Raw genomic sequence first — 20714 nt, 5'->3', positions numbered from 1 at the left:
AACACCTTGCCGGTTGACCGTAAAGAAAGATGCGCTACATACAAGTGTAGCACCGTTCTGTACGTGTAAATTCCTGAATACGGCGATGGCTGACGAATACGCCGCCCTGTCCCTCTCACTCTTCATCAACCGTAAAACTGCCATCCGAGTGTCAACAATGTTAGGATGGTTAGCGATTGATAATGACGGTAACAAGCATGTTAGACAATGTTTTGAGAATTGCCACACGCCAAAGTCCTCTTGCACTCTGGCAGGCACATTATGTTAAGCAGCGCCTGGAAGCCTGCCACACCGGATTACGCGTTGAGCTGGTGCCAATGGTTACGCGTGGCGATGTCATTCTGGATACGCCGCTGGCCAAAGTGGGCGGAAAAGGTCTGTTTGTCAAAGAGCTGGAGCTGGCATTGCTTGAGAACCGCGCCGATATCGCCGTGCATTCGATGAAGGATGTGCCCGTTGAGTTCCCGGAAGGGCTGGGGCTGGTGACCATCTGCGAGCGCGAGGATCCGCGCGATGCGTTTGTCTCTAATCGATATGACTCGCTCGATGCGTTGCCGGCAGGCAGCGTGGTCGGCACGTCAAGTTTACGCCGCCAGTGTCAGCTGGCTGAACGTCGCCCGGATCTGGTGATTCGCTCGCTGCGTGGGAACGTCGGCACACGCCTTGGCAAGCTGGATAACGGCGACTACGATGCCATTATTCTTGCGGTTGCGGGCCTGAAACGCCTGGGGCTGGAAGAACGTATTCGCGTGGCGTTGCCGCCGGAGCTGTCGCTGCCCGCCGTCGGCCAGGGCGCCGTCGGCATTGAGTGTCGTCTGGATGATGTGCGCACTCAGGCACTGCTGGCGCCGCTGAATCATGACGATACCGCCGTTCGCGTAAAAGCCGAGCGCGCGATGAATACACGCCTCGAAGGAGGCTGTCAGGTGCCAATTGGCAGCTATGCTGAATTAACTGACGGTGAACTGTGGCTGCGTGCGCTGGTTGGCGCGCCGGACGGCTCGCATATGGTTCGCGGTGAACGTCGCGGCAAACCGCAAGATGCCGAGGCGCTTGGCGTATCGCTGGCGGAAGAGCTGCTGAATAACGGCGCACGTGAAATTCTGGCCGAGGTCTATAACGGAGAGCCCCCTGCATGAGCATACTTGTCACCCGCCCTTCTCCCGCAGGAGAGCAGTTAGTGAGCCGTCTGCGCGCACTGGGGCAGGTGGCCTGGAGTTTTCCGCTGATTGAATTCTCCCCCGGTCGCGAGCTGCCTGAGCTCGCTGACCAGATGCGTCTCTTGCAGGAAGGCGATCTGCTCTTTGCGCTGTCGCAGCATGCCGTGGAGTTTGCCCATGCGCAGCTGCAACAACAGGGCGTTCGCTGGCCTCACGCCCCCCGCTATTTCGCCATCGGGCGCACTACGGCGCTGGCCTTACATACCGCGAGCGGAATCGATGTTCGTTACCCGTTAGATCGGGAAATCAGCGAAGTCTTGCTACAATTACCTGAATTACAAAACATTGCCGGAAAGCGCGCGCTTATTTTGCGCGGCAACGGTGGCCGCGAACTGCTGGGCGAGACGCTGCGCGAACGCGGCGCAGACGTGACGTTTGTGGAGTGCTATCAGCGCTGTGCAAAACACTATGATGGCGCGGAAGAAGCAATGCGCTGGCACGCCCGCGGTATTAATACGCTGGTGGTCACCAGCGGTGAAATGTTACAACAGCTTTGGTCGCTGATTCCGCTTTGGTATCGCGAAAACTGGTTACTCCGCTGTCGGCTTCTGGTCGTCAGTGAGCGTCTGGCGAACCACGCCCGGGAACTGGGCTGGCAGGATATTCGGATCGCTGAAAACGCCGACAACGATGCGCTGCTGCGCGCATTACAATAACTCTCAAATGGGAAGCCATAATGACGGAACACGAAAAATCCTCCGCCGTGGTTGAAGAGACCAGGGAGACTGTGGACACCACGTCACAGCCAGAGACGACAGACACAACCGTTGAGAAGAAAAACGGCAGCAATAAAACCAGCCTCACGCTGAGCGTGATTGCCATCGCGATTGCGCTGGCCGCAGGCGTGGGTCTCTACGGACTGGTGAAGAAACAAGGCACCAACCAGACGGCCACCAGCGACGCGCTGGTTAACCAAATCACTGCCCTACAGAAAGCGCAGGAGACGCAAAAAGCTGAGCTGGAAGGTGTGATCAAACAGCAGGCTGCCGCCCTCGCCGACGCGAACAGCAAACGTGAAGAGTTGACCAAACAGCTGAGCGAAGTGCAGGAAAAAGTCGCCACAATTTCGGGAACCGATGCCAAAACCTGGCTACTTTCACAGGCCGATTTTCTGGTGAAACTGGCCGGGCGCAAGCTCTGGAGCGATCAGGATGTAACCACCGCCGCCGCGCTGCTGAAAAGCGCCGACGCAAGCCTGGCTGATATGAACGATCCGAGCCTCATCAACGCACGCCGCGCTATTACGGAAGATATCGCCAGCCTGTCCGCGGTTTCTCAGGTCGACTACGACGGTATCATCCTTAAGGTGAATCAGCTCTCGAACCAGATTGATAACCTTCAGCTGGCCGATAACAACGACGATGACTCTCCGATGGATTCCGACGGTACCGAGCTGTCCAGTTCCCTGAGCGAATGGCGTATCAACCTGCAAAAGAGCTGGCAGAACTTTATGGACAGCTTTATAACCATTCGCCGCCGCGATGAAACTGCCGTGCCGCTGCTGGCACCGAACCAGGACGTCTATCTACGCGAAAACATTCGTTCCCGCCTGTTGGTCGCGGCGCAGGCCGTGCCGCGTCACCAGGAAGAGACCTACAAACAGGCGCTGGATAACGTTTCAACCTGGGTACGTGCTTACTACGATACCAATGATGCAACCACGACCGCGTTCCTCGAGGATATCGACAAGCTGAGCCAGCAAAACATCACCATGAACGTACCGGACAAGCTGGAAAGTCAGCCGATTCTGGAGAAGATCATGCAGACGCGCGTGCGTAACTTGCTGGCCCAGCCGGGCGTTCCGGCAGAGCGTCCGGCTGAAGCACCTGCCGCCGCGCCAGCGCCTGAAAGCGCGCCGCAAGGAGAGTAATGATGCTAAAAGTCTTATTACTCTTCATCCTGCTGATCGCCGGGATTGTACTGGGGCCGATGCTTGCGGGTCACCAGGGTTACGTATTGATCCAGACCGATAACTACAACATCGAAACCAGCGTAACAGGGCTGGTGATTATCCTGATCCTGGGTGTGGTCGTTCTGCTGGCAGTGGAGTGGCTCCTGCGTCGTATTTTCCGTACCGGCGTACATACGCGCGGCTGGTTCGTTGGCCGTAAGCGCCGTCGCGCCCGTAAGCAGACCGAGCAGGCATTGCTGAAGCTGGCCGAAGGTGACTATCAGCAGGTTGAAAAGCTAATGTCGAAAAATGCCGACCATGCAGAACAGCCGGTTGTTAACTATCTGCTGGCCGCTGAGGCGGCGCAACAGCGAGGCGATGAGGCCCGCGCCAATCAGCATCTTGAACGCGCGTCTGAGCTCTCTACTAAGGATCCGATTCCGGTTGAGATCACCCGCGTTCGTCTGCAACTGGCGCGCAATGAAAACCATGCCGCACGTCACGGCGTTGACCGTCTGCTGGAAATTACCCCTCGTCATCCGGAAGTGCTGCGTCTTGCTGAGCAGGCATATATTCGGACCGGTGCATGGGGCTCGCTGCTGGACATTATCCCTTCCATGGCGAAAGCCGACGTGGGCGATGATGAACATCGTGATGAACTTCAGCGTCTGGCCTGGATTGGCCTGATGGATCAGGCGCGCGCCGATCTCGGCAGCGACGGCCTGAAAACCTGGTGGAAAAACCAGAGCCGCAAAACGCGCCAGCAGGTTCCTCTTCAGGTTGCGATGGCAGAACATCTGATTGAGTGTGACGACCATGACACCGCGCAGGAGATCCTCCTCGACGGTCTCAAGCGACAGTATGATGACCGCCTGGTGATGGTCATCCCGCGTCTGAAAACCAACAATCCGGAACAAATTGAAAAAGCACTGCGCCAGCAGATCAAAACCGTGGGCGATCGTCCGCTGCTGTGGAGTACGCTGGGCCAGTCTCTGATGAAACACGGCGAGTGGCAGGAGGCGAGTCTCGCCTTCCGCGCCGCGCTGAAGCAACGCCCGGACGCATTTGATTACGCCTGGCTTGCTGATTCGCTGGACAAGCAGCACAAGCCGGAAGAGGCCGCAGCTATGCGCCGTGATGGGCTGTTATTGACGTTGCAAAATAACGGAACGCAGCAGTAATTAACAGGAGGCCAGATGGCCTCCTTTTTTTATCTCATTTCTCCTGCTACATTCTTTTAACACTTACCAGCAAACGAACCCGCCAATGTAACGATGTCTTTTCCTTAACTTTTTTTTTGCACACGCGCTTACCCGCGTGGAATAAACCGTTTCTGAAAGGATATCGTCATGAACTCGCTTTTATATGCGCTTTTCGAAGCGCTGCGGTGCTATCGCTGGCTCCGCCTGCTGGCCTGCGCCTTTATCTTTAGCTCCCTGGGTAATGGCTTAACTCAGGTTGTTGTTTTCGGATTATTGTTACAGTGGTCAGCCCCGTCAGCGCTGTTAACCCTCGCCTTCCTTTTTGCTACGGTGCCCGGTTTTATCGGCAGCCTGATTGGTGAAAAGCTGTGCCAGCGGTTTTCACCTCTCTACCTGTTGATGCTGACCGAATGGCTGGGCTTGCTCGCCCTGCTCTTTCCCCTTTCAGGCGCACATTACCACAGCATACCGGCGCTGCTTGCGGTGCAATCCACAGAAGCGTTGCTGAGCGGGATGAGCTGGCCTGCGTTAACGCTTCTGTTTAAACGCGGACTGCATGAGGCAGAACTGCCTGCGGCAACGTGTCTGGAAAATGTGATTTTTGCCTCCCAGGTTTTGTTAGGAACCGGGCTGGGTGTGGTGTTGTTCCAGCGCATCCCGGTCTTCGCCTTACTGGTCATCGACGCCGCCAGTTTTATGGGATCGCTGGTCATGCTGTTTCTCGCAGAACGCCAGTATGTAGCGCGTCCAGCACCGTTGCCTGTCGGGGACCCTCAACCTGTGGCATTGCGCTGGCAAACTCTGACCCTTCGACAAAAACGCAGTTTGCTGATTTTGCCTGCCCTTGCTGCCGTAGGCTCGCCTGCAATGGCGTTGCTGCCAGCACTGGCGCAGCAGATCAATCCCGAGAATGCCGCTGGGCTTGCGCTGCCCTTGCTTTTTGCCAGAAGCCTGGGACAGCTTTGTGGCCCCTTGCTGCTCAGAAAAGAGAGTCTGACGCGCTTTGCAGCAAGAACGCCTTTGCTACTTAGCTGTCTTGCTCTTTTTCTGGCAGCCTATGGGTTGCTTCCGTTTTTATCCGCATGGGTCGTGCTTGCGCTGGGGATGATCTTTATCGCGCATCTGGCGTCGAATATCGTTTTTGCGGCGGGTACGTTTGGGGTACTGAGTAATTTTCAGGCTATACAGATATCCGCTGCCAGCGGTAAGGCCTGGCGCTGGCAAACGTTGAGCGCTTCCCTTTTTACGGGCCTCGCCGCAATGACGGCGACGATATTGGGAGCGGCTCAGACGCTATATGCTGTCTCTGCTATCGCTCTGCTGTTAGTGGCGCTGGTCCTGGCCCATTATCGTGAATAAGGCATAAAAAAACGCCTGCTATAAAAGCAGGCGTTAAAACAGGTCTGTAAGACAACATATTTGGTGCTTCACTCAACGTTGTGTCCATGGTGTCTGATGAGGCCGAAGCGACATCTGTCAGTGGACGATAAGCACCGTAAACGGCTCTGCGTCATTCCTGAGTTTATGAGGCCTTAAGGCGAACATAAGAGATGGAATGAGCATCTACACGCATATTATTGCATGTAATGTGCCAGGTTTACACGCAGAACTTTTACATCGCGCAACATTTTAAGATAAAAGGAAATTATGTTGTTAAGAACCGCCTGAAGCCATACAACATCGCGCTAAAGTCGGTGATCTGTCGCCACAAGGAGACAGGTTAAGAGGTGAAATAATAAATACTTAAATATTAATGGTTTATATGTCGCTGAATCGCGACAAGGATATGGGGTGTTGTCGGGAAATGACTACAGGATAAAAAAACGCAGAAAACAAAAAACCCCGCCGAAGCGGGGTTCAAAATTGGTCGGCGAGAGAGGATTCGAACCTCCGACCCACTGGTCCCAAACCAGTTGCGCTACCAAGCTGCGCTACTCGCCGATGTACTGCTTTTTTGAATTTTTAGTTCAACTCATTAAAAGTCGTGGTGCGAGGGGGGGGACTTGAACCCCCACGTCCGTAAGAACACTAACACCTGAAGCTAGCGCGTCTACCAATTCCGCCACCTTCGCAATTCACAACTCTTTCAATAATGGGGTGGCTAATGGGATTCGAACCCACGACAACTGGAATCACAATCCAGGGCTCTACCAACTGAGCTATAGCCACCACTGTATTCTTTCACGCGGTTCTGACTACTTCTCAGACCACCGCAGCTCTAGCGCCGGGACTAAAATGGCGCGCCCGACAGGATTCGAACCTGAGACCTCTGCCTCCGGAGGGCAGCGCTCTATCCAGCTGAGCTACGGGCGCTTAGCGCCGTTGCGGGGCTGGATATTACGTACCTCCGTCCCCGCTGTCTAGTGCTTTTTTGAAAAAAATGCGCGTTTGGTTATGGTTTGCACATTTTGCCGCTTATTCCTCCACTTTATGGGCGGAGCCACGGCGACCCAGGCCAAAAAGTTTATATGCAGCTGTGACGGCAGCCAGGAAGATCATCCCGACAAACAGCGACATGCGGGTATCTTCATTAAAGTACATTCCAATTAATACGCAAATCAGGAACGCCATCGTCAAATAGTTCGCATACGGGAACAGAATGGAGCGGAACGGATGGCTGGCGATCGCTTTTTTGTGCGCCTGCCGGAAACGCAACTGGCTAATCAAAATGACAAACCACGGTACCATCCCCGGCAGCACGCTGGCGCTATAGACGTAAACAAACACGCGCTGCGGATTTGGGATGATATAGTTCAGGCAAGAGCCAATCAGCAAAATCACAATCGACACCGCTACGCCCGCCACCGGTACACCTACGCGGGAGACTTTGCCCATCACAGCCGGCAGCTGTTTGTTTTGCGAGAGCGCGTAAAGCATACGCCCACAGCTGTACATTCCGCTGTTACAGCCGGAAAGCGCCGCCGTCAGTACCACAAAGTTGATAATGGCGGCTGCCGCCGTGATGCCAATCTTAGCGAAAGTTAAGACAAACGGGCTGCCGGTGGTGCCGATCTCGTTCCATGGGAAAATGGTCACGATAACGAAGATCGCGCCCACATAGAAAATCAGGATACGCCACAGCACCTTGCCTACCGCGCTACGCAGTGTGACCTGCGGGTTTTTCGCCTCACCGGCGGTAATGCCGATCAGCTCAACGCCCTGATAGGAGGCGACAACGATACAGAGCGCCGTCAGAAATCCCTTCCAGCCACCCGCAAAGAAGCCGCCGTGCCCGGTCAGGTTACCGAAACCGACAGCGTGCCCGCCGTTACCGAAGCCAAAGAAGATGACACCCAGACCCACAACAATCATCACGATGATGGTGGTAACTTTGATCATCGCAAACCAGAATTCGATTTCACCGTAAAGACGAACGGCGGCAAGGTTCGCCAGCGCCACTAGCCCTACGGCAATAAGCGCGGGTATCCACTGGGCCATCTCCGGGAACCAGAACTGCACGTAGACCCCGATGGCGGTGATCTCCGAAATCCCGACGGCCATCCACATAAACCAGTACGACCAGGCCGTGAGATAACCAAAGAACGGGCTCATATACCGGTGGGCGTAAACGGCGAAAGAGCCCGTTACCGGCTCCAGGAACAGCATTTCGCCCATTGAGCGCATGATGAAGAAGACGAACAGTCCGGCAATAATATACGCCAGCAGGACGGAAGGCCCCGCCCATTTCAGCGTGCTTGCCGAGCCCATAAACAGGCCAACGCCGATAGTCCCGCCTAGCGCGATCAATTCAATATGTCGAGCTTCCAGCCCACGCTGAAGCTCCGGTTTTTTCTCTGCCATAATTCCTCGGTTGTGTTTGCTGTTTCCCGACTTATTGCCGGGTATTGTTTTTGAGGGGTACTGAAATACGGAGCGAATGGTTTCTTAAATTCTGGCAAATGGCAAACAATGCATTAAAAAAATGAATGCATTGCACAGAAATTCAGCAGCTTTGCAGGGGGCGTTGCAGCGCGAACAGCAGATCGCGCTGCATATTGATTACATTTTCCCGGTGTAGTGCCAGGCGAGGTAGCGCAGAAGACGAATCTGTCGTTTGATACGCGTCGGTTGAGAGAGCAGGCGGTAGAGCCACTCCAGCCCCAGGTTTTGCCAGACTTTGGGCGCACGCTTAACGTGGCCGGTAAAGACGTCGTAGGTGCCGCCGACGCCCATATAGAGCGCATCCGGGCTGACCAGACGGCAATCGCGCATCAGAATTTCCTGCCGCGGCGACCCCATGGCGACAGTGACAATTTTCGCCCCGCTGTCGCGCACGCGCTCATATAACGCCTGGCGATCTTCCGGCCTGAAATAGCCATCCTGACTGCCCACGATGTTAACATTCCACTGGTTACGCAGCTTTTGTTCGGTCTGCGCCAGCACCTCTGGCTTGCCGCCGATCAAAAATACCGGTGTGCCTTCAGCGCCTGCGCGTTCCATAAGCCGCTCCCAAAGGTCAGCTCCCGCCACGCGAGACACATTAGCGTCTGGAAACTTTTTACGAATTGAACGCACCACGCTAATACCGTCTGCGTATTTAAACTCCGCGGCTTCAATCAGGCTTTTCACTTCCGCATTATCTTCAACCGCCAGCATTTTTTCTGCGTTGATGGCCACCAGCGTGCCCGATTTCATCTGCCCGTCCGCGAACAGGAAATCCAGCGCGTGCTGCATGTCACGCCAGCCAATCAGCTGTAGCCCGCGCAGCGCATAACGCGGGGCTGAAGTTGTATCCGTCATGATAATCCCTACTCAGACTTGCGACAGCGTTGTGCTGCCCTGTGGCTCACGTCTGTGCACAAGCCCTGCACTGTCAAACAACCAGTACAGCAGTTTTGCCAGCAGCAGACAGAGTCCGAAAACGACCATAAAGAACACCACGCGTGAGACGAATGAATCCAGCCCCTCGCGCGCCAGAACGATCATATTGAAAATGGCACCGAAACAGAAACTGTGCAAAACAGCGGCTTTGTAGCGGTTGGTCTCTTCGTTACCCAGCGTATATAGCCAGTCGAACCATTTTATTATCAACCCGACCGCGATCGCGCCCGGCAGGATAAACCACGTTCCGCCCATCACTACCAGCGAGCCAATCAGGGTTGGGGAAATTGCCAGTCCCGAATGGTTGTTCAGCACTTCCCAGGTAAAGTAGTTCGCCGTGTTCAGGACAATACCGGGACGGTCAGGCCACAGCCACGTCGGTATAAAGACATAGAAATCGCGAACAATCGGCGCCAGCCCCTGGAATTCGATTTTGTCGTAGTTTTGCAGCAGTAAAGCCAGGTTTTCCCACGGCGAGAAGGTATCGCGCGTCAGATACAGGAAGGTATAAAACGCTTCGTCGCCGGCCACGTTCAGTCCGTAGCGCTTCAGCGCCAGCCAGAACATCCCCACAATGCCAAAGACGCCTGCCGCCGCCAGCATCCACAGCGAGATCCAGCCGCGAATAATGCCGATAAACAGGAAAATCGCGAAGGCGATAATGATGTTGGCGCGGGTGCCGCCGACGATCATGTAGGTCAGAATGCCAAATGCGACGGTGCTGACCAGGAAGAACAGCCAGGCTTTGCTGTCCTGACGCAGGAAAAAGACCACCAGCATCGCCGGAATGAAGAAATAGAAGAAACGCTTGAGCGCGACGCCGGAGACTTCGGCGGAGAAAATCTGGCTATAGGACTGTAACTTAAACAGTAAAAAGCCGTTATGCATGAAGAAAATCGCCACGCTGACGAGGGCGATGGTCATCAGCATAACCCACGTCAGATGGGTTTCTACCCGGTTCATGGTAAACAGCGCACGACGGGGTGCGGTGTCTTTCGCCGCGCGCAGGCGCGTTTTATAGGTGACGTAATACACCGCGTAGAAGCAGGTCGCAGAGAGCAGTGCCTGCAACAAGATTTCCGGCGGAGCGACGCCAACATCAAAGCGGAACACGAGGATGCTGGTCAGCGGGAAGCCAAAGAAAAAGGTCAGCAAAAACAGCAGCGAGAAGAAAACGTTGAAGTTAAAACGTACGCGCCGGAACTCAAACCAGGTGAGCGTGGCGATAAACAGCGTGCTCAGCAGCCAGACCACCAGCAAGCCGCTAAATTGCAACTGGCTCATGCGTTGTCTCCTGAAGCAATACGCAGCGCGTGGTGCCACGGCGTGAGGTAGTTCGGGCTGAAAAAGTCGATGCTATTTTTATCCACCAGCGTGAGCTGACGCTGCGCTTCCCGTACTACCTCGACATTAAGCGTGTCAGAGGTAAACAGCACAGGAATATGCTGTTCGGCCATGTCCTGCCAGAACGGGTTTTCGCGGTTGAGCACGCACGGTACGCCCGCCTGAATCAGCAGACACAGCGTACCAATCCCCTGCTGACGGGCAAAGATGAAATAGCCCAGATCGCATTTTCGCAGGAGCGCGAGATAGTCATCAAATTCCAGCTTATCGTTGAGAATGTGCAGATTTTCCGCGCTAAACAGCGCAAGCCCCTGCTGGCGAACGTCATTGATGTAGGCGTCGTTATTGGCGGGATAGCCCATCGGCACCACTACGTTCACCGTATCGCCAAACTGCTGATGCACCGCCCGCAGCGCCGCGACATGCTCGTTACTGCGATCGCCGGAATTTCCCACCAGGATGGTCAGTTTGCCCTCACGAACCGCGTCATTCGCCAGGGTGTTCAGCGCAGGATCCATACGGGTCGGAAAATAGAGCAGCCCCCCGCGAACCTTCGGGTGCTGTTTAGCAAAATAGTTGAGATCGCCACGGGTAGCAAAAACGCAGCCCACGCGCGCCTGGGCCAGACGACGCAGCGGATAGAAAAGACGGAATTTCCAGCCACGGGAGACTTCGTAGAGATCCGCTCCCCAGATATGCCAGCTGAACTGGGAAGGTTTTATCCCGCCGCTTAACAGCGCCAGCCACAGGCCAGTATTGAACTGTCCGTGGAAGAAGAAACGCTGGCTTCGGTCCGCTTTAGCTTTCGCGACAACGGCTTTGGTCAGCGCCGCTTTGTCTGGCCAGAAGGTGATGTGCAATGCCGGACACGCCGCGCTCAGACCGTTATCGCGTCCAACGACCATAAACTCGCGCGCATCGGGCGTGCCGGATGCCAGTTCATCATTGAAGAAACGTAGAACGGTCTGGTTGTGATGCGGGATATCCGATCCCAGTATGTGTATCAGTGCAGTCATGCGCGTTTACGCCAAAGTAAAAATACGCCGCAACAGGCAGCGAAATAAACGATATAAGTTGCCATATAGGCCTGAGCCGCCCCCAGCGCACCGTGGGTGGGGATCAGCCAGTGAGAAAATGCCGTCAGCAGCGCAAACTGGCCGATCTCTGCCAGGATATACAACCGCAGCGAAGCCTTCGCAATCACCAGATAGCCGAAAACGTATGCCCCCACTTTCAGCACATCGCCGACCAGTTGCCAGGCAAACAGATCGCGCATGGCGGTAAACTTCGCCGAAAACAGCAGCCAGATGGCGAAATCACGCATTAACCAGACGGTAAAGCTGGCGATCGCAACCGCCGGCAACACAAAACGCAGGGAGCGAAAAATCTCGCGGGTAATATCCTGCCTGGAAGTCAGGCGCGATAAGGTTGGCAGTAAATAGACGCTAAAGGAAGCCGTAATAAATTGGAGGTAAGCATCTGAAATGCTGCTCACGCCCTGCCAGATCCCCACTTCATCCCAGCTGTAATGCGCTGCCAGCAGGTTTCGCATCATCACGTAGGCAACGGGAAGCGTTACCGAAGTGATGAGCGCCATCAGGGTAAACTTACCGAGCTGCCCCGCCAGCATCTTGTCCCACTGCGGTTTCAGGTAATTCAGCGGGACATTGCCTCTGCGCATCAGCATAAACGCTGCCGGAATGACAACGAGCGCAGGCACCAGCGCCAGCCCCAGCAGCGCGCCTTCATAGCCGCCCAGCCGATAGCAAAAGTAGTAGGCGATAACGCCGATGATGCTGCCGAGGATCAGCGCCAGCGCATTCCCGGCGGCATCACGGAAGCCTTTCATCAGCGCCAGCAGCAGGTTTGCCCAGGCGATCCCCATCTGAACGAGCGCCACCAGGCGCACCAGCCCCTGATAATGCGTGTGTCCGAACAGCCCCTGGCTGATGGGTGCCGCCGCCAGCAAAAAGACGACGGCCAGCAACGTAGAGAAGCCCAGCACCATAGCCGAGGAGGTGCCCACCACCGTGCGGAGCTTTTCGGCATCGTCATGATGCTGCGCGACGTATTTGGTGACGCCATTGAATATCCCAGCTCCCGCCAGCACGCCAAGCACCGTGACCAGCTGGCGGAAGTTCCCTGCCAGCCCAACGCCTGACGGACCAAATGAGACGGCCAGCAGCTTGACGACCAGTAACCCGGCGCCAATTTTTACTAGCGTGGACGCTGCCGTCCACACCGACGCTTTTGCCAGAGACATATCAGGCGAAATAACTCAGAAGCGAATTGATCACCGTACGCTGGTTCACCGGCGCGAGGTTGTAGAACAGGGGCAGGCGGAGCAGACGTTCGCTCTCTTTGGTGGTGTAACGGTCTTCACCGGCAAACATCCCGAAGGCTTCGCCAGCCGGGCTGGAGTGCAGCGGAATATAGTGGAATACCGCCATAATTTCCGCCTCTTTCAGCCAGGCAATCAGCTTGCTGCGATCGTCGTTATCGCGCAGCTTGATGTAGAACATGTGAGCGTTGTGGATGCAGTCTGCCGGAACAGTCGGCAGTTCAATACGTCCGGCTTTTGCCAGCGGCTCCAGCGCGTCGTAGTAGGTTTGCCACAGGGAGAGGCGTTGCAGATTGATTCGCTCTGCCGCTTCCAGCTGCGCCCAGAGATACGCGGCCTGCAAATCCGCCATCAGGTAGCTTGAGCCGATATCGCGCCAGGTGTACTTATCTACCTGACCGCGGAAGAACTGGCTGCGGTTGGTCCCTTTTTCACGGATCACTTCCGCACGCTCCACCAGGGCACGATCGTTAATCAACGTCGCGCCACCTTCGCCGCCTGCGGTGTAGTTTTTGGTTTCGTGGAAGCTAAAGCAGCCGATATGACCAATGGTGCCCAGCGCGCGACCTTTGTAGGTGGACATCACGCCCTGCGCGGCGTCTTCCACCACAAACAGGTTGTGCTTTTTGGCGATGGCCATGATGGTGTCCATCTCACAGGCCACGCCCGCGTAATGCACCGGCACAATCGCCCGCGTTTTGTCAGTGATCGCCGCTTCAATCAGCGTTTCGTCGATGTTCATGGTATCCGGACGGATATCCACAAACACGATTTTCGCCCCGCGCAGGACAAACGCGTTCGCCGTGGAGACGAAGGTGTAGCTCGGCATGATCACTTCATCGCCAGGCTGGATATCCAGCAGCAGCGCCGCCATCTCGAGCGATGCGGTACAGGACGGCGTCAGCAGCACCTTGGCACTGTGAAAACGTTGCTCCATCCACTGCTGGCAGCGGCGGGTAAAACCGCCGTCGCCACAGAGCTTGCCGCTGCCCATAGCCGACTGCATGTAATCAAGTTCAGTGCCCACAACGGGAGGCGCGTTAAATGGAATCATCTTGTCACCTGTATAACCAGTAGGCGGTGGCGTCGATGCTGGCACCACTCGCAATATAACGTTTAAGCGCAGCGGTGTTGCCCATCTGGGTTGCGACCCGCAGCGTCGATACCTGTTGTTGCTCCGCCCAGTGCAGCGCCGCCTGCATGAGTTTCTCGCCCATGCCGCGCCCGGCTAACAATCCGATGCGCGCCTCGTGCTCGGTGAGCCTGCGAAGCGAAACAAAACCCTGAATCTGTCCCCCGTCAGTACGGAACACCAGACATACGTGGTCAAACGTGCCTTTGACCGCATTCTCTATCCACTGAGCATAAAAGCGACCGCTGTCATCGGGCGCATACCAGGGCGCCCGGAAACGGCTCTGAGCGAAGGCCAGCGCCGCCATCTTGCGCAGCGTGGGGATATCCTGCTCCGTTGCAATTTCCGCGCCCGGTGAGGCGTAGCGCGCCACGGTAACAGAGAGATCAACCTCGCCCTCGACCAGCCGGAATCCGTGCTGCTGGAGGGCGTCCAGCAGATCGGCGCGGTCCGCCGGGATCTTAGCCTGTACGCGCTGCCAGGCGCTGAAGTCTGCATCCTGCAACGCAGGGGCATTGTCGCGCAGACGCACTATCGCTGAGGGACGCGCAAAAAATGCGCTTTCCCACTCAAGAGACTCCAGCACGCCGTTGAGGATACTCAACGCCACACGCCTTTGGTATCAACAACATACTGCTGACGTACGGCATCACCGGAAACCGCTTTAAACGCATTGTGATCCACCAGCAGCACCAGCACATCCGCCGTCGCCAGCGCGTCATCCAGGGCGGTAAGGGTGCAGTGACCGGCAAGTTTTGCCGGCAACGCATGAATATTCGGCTCAACCACCAGCGTTTCACCGCTGTGCCAGGCAGCGATCATTTCGGCAATTTCCATCGCCGGGCTTTCGCGCAGATCGTCAATATTCGGTTTGAATGCCAGACCAAAGCAGGCAATTTTCAGTTCACTGGCGCGTTTGCCGCTGTCGGCCAGGCAATCCGCGACCGTGGCTTTGACCTGGTTGATAACCCAGTGCGGTTTATGGTCGTTTACTTCGCGCGCGGTGCGAATCAGGCGTGCCTGTTCCGGATTTTGCGCCACGATAAACCACGGATCGACCGCGATGCAGTGCCCACCCACGCCCGGCCCCGGCTGAAGGATGTTCACGCGGGGGTGACGGTTGGCAAGGCGAATAAGTTCCCAGACGTTAATCCCCTGATCGGCGCAAATCAACGACAGTTCATTCGCAAACGCGATGTTAACGTCGCGGAAGCTGTTTTCGGTCAGTTTGCACATCTCGGCGGTGCGGGAGTTGGTCACCACACATTCGCCTTCAAGGAAAATTTTATACAGCTCGCTGGCGCGCGTGGAGCAGACTGGCGTCATGCCGCCAATCACGCGGTCATTTTTAATCAGTTCCACCATCACCTGGCCTGGCAGTACGCGCTCAGGGCAGTAGGCGATATTGATATCGGCCTGGTCGCCCACCTGCTGGGGGAAGCTAAGATCGGGACGCGCCTCGGCCAGCCACTGTGCCATCTGCTCGGTTGCCCCAACAGGTGAAGTGGACTCAAGGATAACCAGCGCCCCTTTCTTCAGCACAGGCGCAATGGATTTTGCCGCCGCCTCGACGTAAACCATGTCAGGCTCATGATCGCCTTTAAAGGGTGTTGGAACCGCAATCAGGTACGCATCGGCTTCTACCGGCGTGGTGCTGGCGCGCAGGAAGCCACCGTCCACCGCCTTTTTCACCACGCGATCGAGATCGGGCTCCACGATATGAATTTCGCCACGGTTGATGGTTTCCACCGCGTGCGCGTTGATATCTACGCCAACGACCTGCTTTTGACGAGAGGCAAAGGCCGCCGCAGTAGGCAGCCCGATATAGCCAAGACCAACAACAGAGATGGTAGTAAAACTCATAGCGTTACCCGATTGTGTTTAAGTGCGTGCAAAATACGACCACAAGCCTGCCCGTCACCGTACGGATTGTGGGCCCGGCTCATCGCCTGATACTCTTCATCGTCATGCAGTAAGCGCGTGACCTCTTCGACAATACGACGCGGATCCGTTCCCACCAGACGCACGGTACCAGCAGTGACCGCTTCCGGGCGTTCGGTGGTTTCACGCATCACCAGTACCGGCTTACCGAGTGAAGGCGCCTCTTCCTGAATGCCGCCAGAATCGGTCAGGATCAGCCAGGCGTGGTTCATCAGCCAGACAAATGGCAGATAGTCCTGCGGCTCGATCAGGAGCACGTTTTCCACGTGACCCAGGATACGGTTGACCGGTTCGCTGACGTTCGGGTTGAGGTGCACCGGATAGACAATCTGCACATCCTCGTTCTGCGCGGCGATTTCAGCCAGCGCGTGGCAGATTTGCTCAAAGCCACGGCCAAAGCTTTCGCGGCGGTGGCCCGTCACCAGAATCGTTTTCTTGCCGTTGTTCAGGAACGGATAGCGCGCAGCAAGTTCTGCCTGAAGCTCGCTGTTAGCCAGCACGCGGTCACGCACCCAAATCAGCGCATCAATGACCGTATTGCCGGTGACGAAGATCTTGCTGTTGCTGATATTTTCGCGCAGCAGGTTTTGGCGTGAGTTCTCGGTTGGCGCAAAATGGTACATCGCCAGGTGACCGGTGAGCGTACGGTTGGCCTCTTCCGGCCACGGGGAATAGAGATTGCCGGTACGCAGACCCGCTTCAATATGACCAACGGGGATACGCTGATAGAACGCGGCCAGGCTGGTTGCCACGGTAGTGGTGGTGTCGCCGTGCACCAGCACTACATCCGGCTTGAACGACTCCAGAATAGGCTTTAATTCTTGCAGAATACGGCAGGTGATTTCCGTCAGTCCCTGTCCCGGTTTCATTATATTGAGATCGTAATCCGGGACGATAGAAAAGAGGGTTAAGACCTGATCGAGCATCTCACGGTGCTGGGCAGTCACGCACACTTTCGCTTCAATATCAGGATCTCTGGCCAGCGCATGAACCAGAGGCGCCATCTTGATGGCCTCCGGCCTGGTGCCAAATACGGTTAGTACTTTCACATCGATTCTCTTCGATTAGACGATGAAGGCCGCAGCCTTCATCGTAGACGGCGTTCTTAGTTTGTGCGGCGACGCAATAACGCTACGCCAGCGCCAGTCAGTGCGCCCACAATCCCCCACATGATCATCAGGAATGCGCGACGCGGACTATCGCGTTTTACAGGCTCTTCAGGCGTTCTTAAATAACGATAGGTCTGAAAACGCGGGTCCAGCGTTGGACCGACGTTGAGCGTATTGAGCATGGCGCGGTTTTGGTCGTAATCAAGGTCAAAGTCAGGGCCAACGGCCTGGATATTTTCCAGACGAGCCTGAAGCATTGGGCGACCAAGAAGGAACATTTCTGAATCCGGGAGTTCGTCCGCCGGAACATCCGTTTCGCTACGGGAAATATTGTGCTGTTCCGCAATCTTCAGCGCCTGCTCAAGATTATGCACGCGACGGGCGAAGATGGCCTTAGCGACCTCTTCCTGGCGTTTGACCTGCGCTTTCATCTGGATAGTGCGCGCAGCCCAGGCGCCTTTCAGCTCGTCATTCAAATGACTGGCCGCGCGCTGGCTGGCAAAAGCAACGTACTGACGCAACAGGTTATTGGCGTCCGGCGCCGTTTCCGCAATCAGCTTCACGCTGTCGCTAACGTTACGAAGCACATCGCCAGGCATAAACTGAATGTTATTAATCAGATCATCCAGCAGCGCGGCATCCGCTTTGCTGTTACCGACCATGCGCTGCTTGTAGTAGTCCGTCTGGGACCAGAAATCGCGACGTGTATCCCACGACGCCAGCTGCATCACAAACTCTTTGTAGGATTCATCCATCACCGAGGCCTGATCCGGGGTCGCCAGATTGGCCTTGATATCAAGATTACGCAGGAATTGCTGCTGGGAGTAGTAGCCTCCAAGCATATTCACCGTTGGTCGGTCTGTGATCGCCGTGGCGCTCCACTCTTGTTTTGCAAAGAAGGTGTAAGCAAGCGCTAACAGCGCGAACCCCAGGGCAATCCCTACAATCCACAGTTTGCCCTGCCATAACACGCGAAACAAACCACGAATATCCAGCTCGTTCTCAGTGCCCACTGATTTCGCTCCCGCCAACGGTTGAGTCATCATAGTCCCGGTTTTACTTAGTTAATGTTGTGTTTTTGCCACTGTTCCGACGCATCCTGCGTTTTAAACGTTTAATAAAACGCGCGACTTTCCATGCACGCTTGATGCAGTAACCGTACATGAAAAATGCTAGCAAGAATAATACCAACATTACCCATTCAGGAATGAAATGTGCGTATTCTGCGGCAACGCCAATCGCAGCCAGAATAGCAGCCGCAAGCGTAATCAACACAAATGCCTGACGAGACGTGAAGCCGGCGCGCATAATCAGGTGGTGAATATGCTGCCGATCGGGAGAAAACGGGCTCATTCCTTTACGCAGACGGCGGTACATAATAGCGACCATGTCCATCAGCGGGATGGCGATAATCCAGAGAGCCGTTACCGGGCTGATAGGGTGCGTTTTACCCTGCGTGGTTTCCAGCAGGACCCAGATAACCGTAAAGCCAATCAGGGTACTGCCCGCATCGCCCATAAAGACTTTATAGCGACGCCCTAACACACCCAGGTTCAGGCAGATGTATGGCAGGATGGCGGCAATCATAGCAAAGCACCACATTGACAGGCTGTACTGGCCGTCAAACCATAAGATGATGCCGATCGCGCCAAACGAAACAGAGGACAGCCCACCAAGCAGACCGTCTATACCGTCAACCATGTTAAAGGCGTTGATAGCCGCCCACACGGCAAACAGCGTCAGGAAGAAGCCGAATGGCCCAAGCACCAGCTCCCAGGGACCAAACACGTAGCCCAGGCTTCTGAGATAGAGGCCGCCTACCACCATCATAATGATGCCAATGGCCGCCTGTACCGTCGCGCGGAACTTCACGCTGATATCAAAACGATCATCAAGGGCGCCGACCAGTACCAGCACACCGGCACATGCCAGATAGAGTGCGGCATGGGGGATATAATAATCCGCGATCCCGAATGTGAAACAGATGCCTGCGTATACCGAAATGCCGCCCACCAGCGGAATAAGCCCCTGATGACGTTTACGGAAGTTCGGTTTGTCCACTAACCCAATTCTTTTTGCTACCTTGCGCGCAATGAACAAAAAACAGGTTGTGAATAAAAAAATACTGATCAGCTCAGTTACTGCAGTGAGTAGATTCACAATGGATTGCTCTCAACAAATGTTAGTCCCGGAAGTATAACCATGAAGCCTCTGCCTCAGAAGGATTAAAGATGGCTTCTCACAACTCCCTTTGTATGTTTTTCAATCAATTATTTCTTTGACTGTGCAAACATTCTTATTGTCGCACCGACAGGTCAAAATTGGGAGTGTGTGGTAATAGCGTATAGTCCATAAATAAAAAACGCCACGTAAAAACGTGGCGTTTACTGGGATTATTTGCGTTACGAGCGTTTCATCATGTCGAAGAAATCGTCGTTCGTTTTGGTCATCGCCAGTTTGTTGATGAGGAATTCCATTGCGTCGATTTCGCCCATTGGATGGATGATTTTGCGCAGGATCCACATTTTCTGAAGCTCTTCCTGAGTGGTAAGCAGCTCTTCTTTACGGGTACCGGAACGGTTGTAGTCGATCGCCGGGAAGACGCGTTTTTCTGCGATTTTACGAGAAAGGTGCAGTTCCATGTTGCCTGTACCTTTGAACTCTTCGTAGATAACTTCGTCCATTTTGGAGCCGGTATCGATCAGCGCCGTCGCGATAATGGTCAGGCTACCGCCCTCTTCCACGTTACGCGCCGCACCGAAGAAACGCTTCGGACGATGCAGGGCGTTGGCATCCACACCACCGGTCAGTACTTTACCGGAAGCCGGCACCACGGTGTTGTAGGCACGCGCCAGACGGGTGATGGAGTCGAGCAGGATGATCACATCTTTCTTGTGCTCAACCAGGCGTTTCGCCTTCTCGATAACCATTTCCGCAACCTGAACGTGGCGGGAAGCAGGCTCGTCGAAGGTAGACGCAACCACTTCCCCTTTCACCAGACGCTGCATCTCGGTCACTTCTTCCGGACGTTCGTCAATCAGCAGCACCATCAGCACACAGTCTGGGTGATTGTAAGCAATGCTCTGCGCGATGTTTTGCAGCAGCATGGTTTTACCGGCTTTTGGCGGCGCTACAATCAGACCACGCTGGCCACGACCAATTGGCGATGCCAGATCCAGCACACGCGCGGTTAAGTCTTCAGTAGACCCGTTACCACGCTCCATGCGCAGGCGAGAGTTCGCGTGCAGCGGCGTTAAGTTCTCGAACAGGATCTTATTGCGGGAGTTTTCCGGTTTGTCGTAGTTGACTTCGTTAACCTTCAACAGCGCAAAGTAGCGTTCACCCTCTTTTGGAGGACGAATCTTACCTGAAATGGTGTCACCAGTGCGGAGGTTGAAACGGCGGATTTGGCTAGGGGATACGTAGATGTCGTCAGGGCCGGCGAGGTAGGAGCTGTCTGCGGAGCGGAGGAAACCAAATCCGTCTTGCAGTATCTCCAGCACACCGTCGCCAAAGATATCTTCGCCACTCTTAGCGTGCTGCTTCAGGATGGCGAAAATGATGTCCTGCTTGCGCATACGAGCCTGGTTTTCCAGTCCCATATTTTCGCCGAGAGTGATCAGCTCAGAAACCGGCGTATTCTTTAATTCGGTAAGATTCATAATGGTGTGGGTTCTTAAACTCGGGGTGATTCTCGAACTTAATGTTGTGAA

General features: G+C 55.2%; 17 protein-coding genes and 4 tRNA genes. 5 read left to right on the top strand and 16 right to left on the bottom strand.

All coding sequences use genetic code 11. The features are described from left to right. Nucleotides 1-197: 197 nt before the first annotated feature. The 5 genes from hemC to DD597_RS20810 all read left to right on the top strand — a co-directional run bounded on the left by hemC (nucleotide 198) and on the right by DD597_RS20810 (nucleotide 5672). Nucleotides 198-1139 (top strand): hydroxymethylbilane synthase, encoded by a 942-nt coding sequence (gene hemC / locus DD597_RS20830; protein ID WP_032628002.1) that lies wholly within the window; start codon nucleotides 198-200, stop codon nucleotides 1137-1139. After that, nucleotides 1136-1876 carry a uroporphyrinogen-III synthase gene (gene hemD / locus DD597_RS20825; protein WP_003860818.1) on the top strand — a complete coding sequence of 247 codons (741 nt, stop codon included), beginning with the start codon at nucleotides 1136-1138 and terminating at the stop codon, nucleotides 1874-1876. The genes hemC and hemD overlap by 4 nt, the downstream gene beginning before the upstream one ends. Nucleotides 1877-1896: 20 nt before the next feature. Next, on the top strand, nucleotides 1897-3090 hold the full coding sequence (gene hemX, locus DD597_RS20820) for a uroporphyrinogen-III C-methyltransferase (RefSeq protein ID WP_006812379.1): 1194 nt from the start codon (nucleotides 1897-1899) through the stop codon (nucleotides 3088-3090). Nucleotides 3091-3092: 2 nt separating this feature from the next. Beyond that, nucleotides 3093-4292, top strand: a complete 1200-nt coding sequence (gene hemY, locus DD597_RS20815) for a protoheme IX biogenesis protein HemY (RefSeq protein ID WP_129256564.1) — start codon at nucleotides 3093-3095, stop codon at nucleotides 4290-4292. A 168-nt stretch (nucleotides 4293-4460) separates the two neighbouring features. After that, a complete protein-coding gene (locus tag DD597_RS20810) occupies nucleotides 4461-5672 on the top strand; it encodes a hypothetical protein (RefSeq protein ID WP_045346008.1) in 1212 nt (403 codons plus the stop codon). Nucleotides 5673-6177: 505 nt separating this feature from the next. Here the strand turns inward: DD597_RS20810 and DD597_RS20805 are convergent. From DD597_RS20805 to rho, 16 genes are all read right to left on the bottom strand, one after another. Beyond that, nucleotides 6178-6254, bottom strand: a tRNA-Pro gene (locus DD597_RS20805). A 44-nt stretch (nucleotides 6255-6298) separates the two neighbouring features. Then, nucleotides 6299-6385, bottom strand: a tRNA-Leu gene (locus tag DD597_RS20800). Nucleotides 6386-6406: 21 nt separating this feature from the next. Next, a tRNA-His gene (locus DD597_RS20795) sits at nucleotides 6407-6482 on the bottom strand. Between the two features lie 67 nt (nucleotides 6483-6549). After that, a tRNA-Arg gene (locus DD597_RS20790) sits at nucleotides 6550-6626 on the bottom strand. Between the two features lie 102 nt (nucleotides 6627-6728). Next, entirely contained in the window at nucleotides 6729-8114 is a 1386-nt protein-coding gene (locus DD597_RS20785; RefSeq protein ID WP_023315180.1) for an amino acid permease, read from the bottom strand. Nucleotides 8115-8312: 198 nt separating this feature from the next. After that, nucleotides 8313-9053: a lipopolysaccharide N-acetylmannosaminouronosyltransferase gene (gene wecG, locus DD597_RS20780; protein ID WP_022646653.1), complete on the bottom strand. Its 741-nt coding sequence runs from the start codon at nucleotides 9051-9053 to the stop codon at nucleotides 8313-8315. A gap of 12 nt (nucleotides 9054-9065) precedes the next feature. Further along, nucleotides 9066-10418 (bottom strand): ECA oligosaccharide polymerase, encoded by a 1353-nt coding sequence (gene wzyE / locus DD597_RS20775; RefSeq protein WP_003860820.1) that lies wholly within the window; start codon nucleotides 10416-10418, stop codon nucleotides 9066-9068. After that, complete coding sequence (locus DD597_RS20770; protein ID WP_129256556.1) at nucleotides 10415-11494, bottom strand: TDP-N-acetylfucosamine:lipid II N-acetylfucosaminyltransferase; 1080 nt, start codon at nucleotides 11492-11494, stop codon at nucleotides 10415-10417. Before DD597_RS20770 ends, wzyE begins: the two co-directional genes overlap by 4 nt. Beyond that, nucleotides 11491-12741, bottom strand: a complete 1251-nt coding sequence (wzxE, locus tag DD597_RS20765) for a lipid III flippase WzxE (RefSeq protein ID WP_123060806.1) — start codon at nucleotides 12739-12741, stop codon at nucleotides 11491-11493. The genes DD597_RS20770 and wzxE overlap by 4 nt, the downstream gene beginning before the upstream one ends. 1 nt (nucleotide 12742) lies before the next feature. Next, nucleotides 12743-13873 (bottom strand): dTDP-4-amino-4,6-dideoxygalactose transaminase, encoded by a 1131-nt coding sequence (gene rffA, locus DD597_RS20760; protein ID WP_022650166.1) that lies wholly within the window; start codon nucleotides 13871-13873, stop codon nucleotides 12743-12745. A 4-nt stretch (nucleotides 13874-13877) separates the two neighbouring features. Beyond that, entirely contained in the window at nucleotides 13878-14555 is a 678-nt protein-coding gene (gene rffC / locus DD597_RS20755; RefSeq protein WP_022650165.1) for a dTDP-4-amino-4,6-dideoxy-D-galactose acyltransferase, read from the bottom strand. Then, on the bottom strand, nucleotides 14552-15814 hold the full coding sequence (wecC, locus tag DD597_RS20750; protein WP_032661067.1) for a UDP-N-acetyl-D-mannosamine dehydrogenase: 1263 nt from the start codon (nucleotides 15812-15814) through the stop codon (nucleotides 14552-14554). The genes rffC and wecC overlap by 4 nt, the downstream gene beginning before the upstream one ends. Then, nucleotides 15811-16941: a non-hydrolyzing UDP-N-acetylglucosamine 2-epimerase gene (gene wecB, locus DD597_RS20745; protein WP_129256555.1), complete on the bottom strand. Its 1131-nt coding sequence runs from the start codon at nucleotides 16939-16941 to the stop codon at nucleotides 15811-15813. Before wecB ends, wecC begins: the two co-directional genes overlap by 4 nt. A 56-nt stretch (nucleotides 16942-16997) precedes the next feature. Then, nucleotides 16998-18044: an ECA polysaccharide chain length modulation protein gene (gene wzzE / locus DD597_RS20740; RefSeq protein WP_017383601.1), complete on the bottom strand. Its 1047-nt coding sequence runs from the start codon at nucleotides 18042-18044 to the stop codon at nucleotides 16998-17000. Between the two features lie 13 nt (nucleotides 18045-18057). Continuing rightward, entirely contained in the window at nucleotides 18058-19161 is a 1104-nt protein-coding gene (wecA, locus tag DD597_RS20735) for a UDP-N-acetylglucosamine--undecaprenyl-phosphate N-acetylglucosaminephosphotransferase (RefSeq protein WP_001050933.1), read from the bottom strand. 242 nt (nucleotides 19162-19403) lie between these two features. Next, a complete protein-coding gene (gene rho, locus DD597_RS20730) occupies nucleotides 19404-20663 on the bottom strand; it encodes a transcription termination factor Rho (RefSeq protein ID WP_001054528.1) in 1260 nt (419 codons plus the stop codon). Between the last annotated feature and the right edge of the window lie 51 nt (nucleotides 20664-20714).

Source organism: Enterobacter cloacae complex sp. 677-3DZ2D5B, from assembly GCF_004136695.1.
Taxonomy (GTDB): Bacteria; Pseudomonadota; Gammaproteobacteria; order Enterobacterales; family Enterobacteriaceae; genus Enterobacter; species Enterobacter hormaechei_C.
Note: the sequence above shows the minus strand (reverse complement) of the source record. Positions and strands in the feature narration are given on the sequence as shown.

What these genes read in the sequence shown, in the direction of transcription:
- hemC (WP_032628002.1), top strand. Translation starts at nt 198, where the DNA reads ATGTTAGACAATGTTTTGAGAATTGCCACACGCCAAAGTCCTCTTGCA.
- hemD (WP_003860818.1), top strand. Translation starts at nt 1,136, where the DNA reads ATGAGCATACTTGTCACCCGCCCTTCTCCCGCAGGAGAGCAGTTAGTG.
- hemX (WP_006812379.1), top strand. Translation starts at nt 1,897, where the DNA reads ATGACGGAACACGAAAAATCCTCCGCCGTGGTTGAAGAGACCAGGGAG.
- hemY (WP_129256564.1), top strand. Translation starts at nt 3,093, where the DNA reads ATGCTAAAAGTCTTATTACTCTTCATCCTGCTGATCGCCGGGATTGTA.
- DD597_RS20810 (WP_045346008.1), top strand. Translation starts at nt 4,461, where the DNA reads ATGAACTCGCTTTTATATGCGCTTTTCGAAGCGCTGCGGTGCTATCGC.
- DD597_RS20785 (WP_023315180.1), bottom strand. Translation starts at nt 8,114, where the DNA reads ATGGCAGAGAAAAAACCGGAGCTTCAGCGTGGGCTGGAAGCTCGACAT.
- wecG (WP_022646653.1), bottom strand. Translation starts at nt 9,053, where the DNA reads ATGACGGATACAACTTCAGCCCCGCGTTATGCGCTGCGCGGGCTACAG.
- wzyE (WP_003860820.1), bottom strand. Translation starts at nt 10,418, where the DNA reads ATGAGCCAGTTGCAATTTAGCGGCTTGCTGGTGGTCTGGCTGCTGAGC.
- DD597_RS20770 (WP_129256556.1), bottom strand. Translation starts at nt 11,494, where the DNA reads ATGACTGCACTGATACACATACTGGGATCGGATATCCCGCATCACAAC.
- wzxE (WP_123060806.1), bottom strand. Translation starts at nt 12,741, where the DNA reads ATGTCTCTGGCAAAAGCGTCGGTGTGGACGGCAGCGTCCACGCTAGTA.
- rffA (WP_022650166.1), bottom strand. Translation starts at nt 13,873, where the DNA reads ATGATTCCATTTAACGCGCCTCCCGTTGTGGGCACTGAACTTGATTAC.
- wecC (WP_032661067.1), bottom strand. Translation starts at nt 15,814, where the DNA reads ATGAGTTTTACTACCATCTCTGTTGTTGGTCTTGGCTATATCGGGCTG.
- wzzE (WP_017383601.1), bottom strand. Translation starts at nt 18,044, where the DNA reads ATGACTCAACCGTTGGCGGGAGCGAAATCAGTGGGCACTGAGAACGAG.
- rho (WP_001054528.1), bottom strand. Translation starts at nt 20,663, where the DNA reads ATGAATCTTACCGAATTAAAGAATACGCCGGTTTCTGAGCTGATCACT.